The organism is Phytobacter sp. V91, assembly GCF_965644225.1.
In the GTDB taxonomy this organism is placed as follows: domain Bacteria; phylum Pseudomonadota; class Gammaproteobacteria; order Enterobacterales; family Enterobacteriaceae; genus CBFFRJ01.
This window is the reverse complement of the sequence record NZ_CBFFRJ010000224.1, coordinates 1-4,067: the sequence shown is the minus strand read 5'-3', so window position 1 is coordinate 4,067 and position 4,067 is coordinate 1. Positions and strand designations below refer to the sequence as shown.

Genomic DNA, 4,067 nt, shown 5'->3' with positions numbered 1-4,067 from the left:
TGAAAGTCTGATATTCATGATTTTAGCATGATCCTCTGACGGCATGAAATCAAGCAGTTTCAATGATCACGGGTATAACTGAAATGCGCCGACAATCCATGAGTACTGTTCGGTGGTGATGCCCATACTGGTTTTCAGTTCCGGGGCGAGGATACCCAGTGAGTTGCGGGTGATGTAGTTCACCGTCACGCCCAGCAAAAACAGGATCAATACCCACCAGCGTAAGTTTTTGACGATCCGGCGGCTTTTACCTGCCACCCCTTCATTATTGTTGATTCCCTGGCTCATTTTTTTCTCCGGACACCATTCTGTAGGGAAGTCGTGGACCTTTGGCAATGTGTTATACCGAAATGGCCCTGTAGGGTTTTATGTCCTTAATTACACATACAACTAGTATGGAAGTTGTACGACACCTTTACGTTAGGGGAGAAAAAAAGGCGGCTAAAGTGGTTTTTGTGCAAGGATTCTCATCAATTATTGAAATGGTTGGGCAATATCTTTTCTGAGCGCATTTTATGCAGGCTGGAGCTCATGAAAATTTTCCCATAGCGCAAACGGAGCAAGATCACAGAATGGATAAAAAGCTAAAAATTGCCGAAATTGCGCAGCGTACCAACCTGTCGACCAGCACCGTTTCCCGGGTGCTGGCGGGCAAGGCCAATACCAGTGACGCTGCCCGCAATCGGGTACTGGCCTGCGCCCGTGATATGGGGGTGATGGAGGGCATTGCGGCAGGTCGGTTGCTGCTGAACAACCTGGTGGTTTTCGCACCCCAGCGAGCCTTTGATGAGCGTTCCGATATTTTTTACTACCGCGTGATCCAAAGTATCAGCAAAGCGCTGGAATCCCATGAAGTGCACCTGCGTTACTGCGCGCTGGAAGAGCTTGACAGCGATGCCAATGTTTTTATTGAGCGCATGAATCTGCCCCAGACGCAGGCTGCTATCCTGCTGGGCATCGACGATCCCCATATCCATGAACTGGCGGCAGATTTTGGCAAACCCTGTGTGCTGATCAACTGTCGTGATAAGCGTATGCGTCTGCCTGCTGTTGCGCCGGATCACCATGCTATCGGCGAGTTTGCCGCCGATTATCTGTTTGATTTGGGGCACCGTGAGGTAGTGACCGTTATGTGCCTGCGCCGCTATACCATGGATTTGCGCCTGGCGGGCATAAAGGCAGCCTGGCAACAGCGCAATCTGCGTTTCCAGACGAAACGGGATCTGATCATCGTGCCCAGTTTTGCGGCGAAAGAAGCCGAAGAGCGGGTAGGGGAGTGGCTGGATGACCCGGCGCATAAGTCGCCGCCAACGGCGTTTCTGGTAGGGAGTGATTTTATGGCGCAGGGCACCGTGCGTGCGCTACAGCAGCGTGGTCTGCGCGTGCCCCAGGATGTATCAGTGATGAGCATTGATGCATTTAATCTTGCCGCTATCCAGGATGTGCCATTAACCGCAGTACATGTACCGCGTGATGAGCTGGGTATGGAAGCGGTGCAGCTTTTACAACAGCGCCTGATTCGCCCGCACTCACCGGTAGGTTCATTGCTGCTTAACGGCACCCTGGTGGTACGGGAATCGGTACGGCGGATACGCCCGGGAATGCGACGTTCCGCCGTAGAGCGTGAAGGCCTGTATGATGTTTAATCCATCATTCCCAGCGCGCGCTTACCGTGGTCGTTTAAATCCGCCAGCGTAAAGCGTCCTTCCCAGCTGGCTTCATAATCTTCCCGCGGGAAATCTCCCGGCGAGGCTCCCTTCTCCAGCGCCACTTTCACTTTCCGGGCGTAAGCGAGATTTTTGGCGCACATCGGCGCGGCGGGAATATACATCACGTTGCCCCAGCCCTGTTGATTATCGACCGGCGCCACCGCGTGGATCACATCGCAATGCCACCAGACGGAATCTCCCGCTTCCAGCGCCGGAATACTGCTTAACGCCTCCATCAGCAGCGGATGCCACTGTTGGGAAATCGGCAGCACCCGACCCGGCGCCACGCCGCAGAGTTCATCTTCCGGCACGTCGTCGAGCAGCGGGCGCAGCAGGATATAGGCCATCGCTTCCGGGAGCGGCACCACGTGCAGCAGACCCTGGCCTGGGATCATATCGGAGAGCGCCGTCCAGCCCTGGAAGGTGCGGAACACCGAGCATTTGGTGGTGTTATCCACCGTATACTCTTCCACTTCGGTACGGTGCGACGCGTTCCATGGATCGTACTCATCCACCTTGCCGTTGAAGACGCTGGCGAACACGCGCTGATAAACCGGTAGCAGCCAGCGTTCCAGCGCGCCGGAATCGGTATGCGCGCCAAGTCCTTTGGAGGTGGTTCCCGGCGGACGACGGCGAATGCGATCCGGATAAATAACGCTTACATCCGGGTTAAACCACTGCGTCCCCTCGCTTTCAAACCGCCATAACCGGTTAAGGAACGACTGCACGGTTGCCATTTCCGTGCTCTGGCGGGCCTGCATTTGCGCCTGCGACCAGTAAATGGGGTAAATTTCAGGGCGTGAGGCTTCGAGGCTACCAAAGAAGCTGTCGCCGGGGCCTTTATAGAGATCGTCGAAATGATTTTGCTCAAGGTAGGCCATCATTTGCTGATCCCAGGCCAGCGCCTTCTGGCGCGGAAAATGCCCTTTAATGACCGCGCAACCCCGGCGTTTAATCAGCGCCCGCTGGGCATCGCTGACCCGGCCTGCCTGCAGGTCAGCGAAGGGAATCACTGGCCAGATTGCCTCGCCGCAGGCCTTGAGGGCATTTATTTCTGCCACCCGCTCGCTGATCCGCGCATGCAGCTTATCGAAGACTGCCTGAACGTCGCCGATTTGCTGGCGTAATGCCTGCTTCATCTGGCGGATCGCGGCTTTGTGGTCGGCGGGTAATGTTTCACTGGTGAACGTCATAATGGCCTCGCAGCTTTCATTCGAAACTAATTAATCTTACATATGATAATCTAAGTTAAAATTAAGTTAATGCAAGTTTATAAAGTTGATGCAAAGCACAAAGCGGAGAGAAAGGGATGAGGGAAGCAGAATAAACAGCCGGGGCAGATACCCCGGCGGGAAAATCAGTTGAAAGGCGCGCTGCCGTCGAGCACGGCCTGAATCACATTCAGTGCGCCCTGATGGTTATTGTCATCGGTACGGTGGCGGGCAATGACTTTGATGGCGTCCCCTGCGTTTGCCATGGCAAAGGAGAAGTCCGTCATCCGCAGCATCTCGGCATCGTTGCCGCTGTCGCCAATGGTGACGCACTCTTTAGGGGTGAGTTGCCAGCGTTCGAGCAGACGGTTAATACCGCTGGCTTTGTGCAGGCCGGGGATAATCAAATCTACAAAACCAAAGCCGCTGCTGACAGGCTTCATAATACCGTCCAGCGAAACGTGGAGCTTGTCCATCAACTGAGGAATGCCGCTGTCAGGCAAGTTGAGGGCGAATTTAAACAGCGCATCATCAATCTGATGGTAGTCGCTGACGCGCTCAAGGCGGTGGTAGTGCTTTGACATCAGATTAACGAAGGTATCCGGCGCGTTTTCGCTGACATAAGCGCTGTTAAGGCCGCAGGCGACAAAATTAAGCGCGGTATCTTTGAGTAACTCGTCGATAACCACCCGGGCTTCATGGCGGGTAAGCTCGCCGTGGAACAAGTGCTGACCATGCTCATACACCAGCGCGCCGTTCTCGGCGACAAAAGAGATCTGCTCTTTAAGTTCGGGGAAGAAAGAAATCAACTGGTAATACTGATTGCCACTGGCGACGACAAATTCGATATCACGCTGTTTAAGCTGGGTGAACTGCATCATAAAACGATCGCGGTCGTACTGCTTGGCGTCGTCCAGAAAAGTTCCGTCCATATCAGTGACGATAACTTTCACGGTCATACATAAGCTCCTGGAATGTGTTTCTCCGGCAGCATTGTAATGACAGTGTGACGTGCAGCACAAATTTATTTCATTCGAAAGTAAAAGCAAAAGGGCAACGGCGTTGCCTTTTAGTGTTTGCTCCCTCTCCCCGTGGGCTGAGTGATCCCCAGTAATATGGTCAGTCATCCATGACCATATTACTGTAT

The 4,067-nt window shown here is 53.7% G+C and carries 3 protein-coding genes and 1 pseudogene; 1 reads left to right on the top strand and 3 read right to left on the bottom strand.

The genetic code is table 11. The features are described 5' to 3' along the window. Window positions 1–75: 75 nt before the first annotated feature. Window positions 76–288 (bottom strand): annotated as a pseudogene (locus ACSZO4_RS24905) (MFS transporter); the annotation flags it as partial. Between the two features lie 284 nt (window positions 289–572). On the opposite strand from ACSZO4_RS24905, the gene ACSZO4_RS24900 reads away from it, so the two are divergent. Then, a complete protein-coding gene (locus ACSZO4_RS24900) occupies window positions 573–1,646 on the top strand; it encodes a LacI family DNA-binding transcriptional regulator (protein ID WP_437891774.1) in 1,074 nt (357 codons plus the stop codon). On the opposite strand, the gene ACSZO4_RS24895 is transcribed toward ACSZO4_RS24900, so the two are convergent. Together ACSZO4_RS24895 and ACSZO4_RS24890 are read right to left on the bottom strand one after the other, a co-directional pair. Continuing rightward, the gene (locus ACSZO4_RS24895) at window positions 1,643–2,902 is read right to left on the bottom strand and encodes a DUF1479 domain-containing protein (protein WP_437891772.1); all 1,260 of its coding nucleotides are present in this window, start codon (window positions 2,900–2,902) and stop codon (window positions 1,643–1,645) included. The two genes, ACSZO4_RS24900 and ACSZO4_RS24895, sit on opposite strands and share 4 nt — an antisense overlap. A 164-nt stretch (window positions 2,903–3,066) precedes the next feature. After that, window positions 3,067–3,879 carry a Cof-type HAD-IIB family hydrolase gene (locus tag ACSZO4_RS24890; protein WP_437891770.1) on the bottom strand — a complete coding sequence of 271 codons (813 nt, stop codon included), beginning with the start codon at window positions 3,877–3,879 and terminating at the stop codon, window positions 3,067–3,069. Window positions 3,880–4,067 lie beyond the last annotated feature (188 nt).

Coding starts and splice junctions, on each gene's coding strand:
- ACSZO4_RS24900 (WP_437891774.1), top strand. CDS start 573: ATGGATAAAAAGCTAAAAATTGCCGAAATTGCGCAGCGTACCAACCTG.
- ACSZO4_RS24895 (WP_437891772.1), bottom strand. CDS start 2,902: ATGACGTTCACCAGTGAAACATTACCCGCCGACCACAAAGCCGCGATC.
- ACSZO4_RS24890 (WP_437891770.1), bottom strand. CDS start 3,879: ATGACCGTGAAAGTTATCGTCACTGATATGGACGGAACTTTTCTGGAC.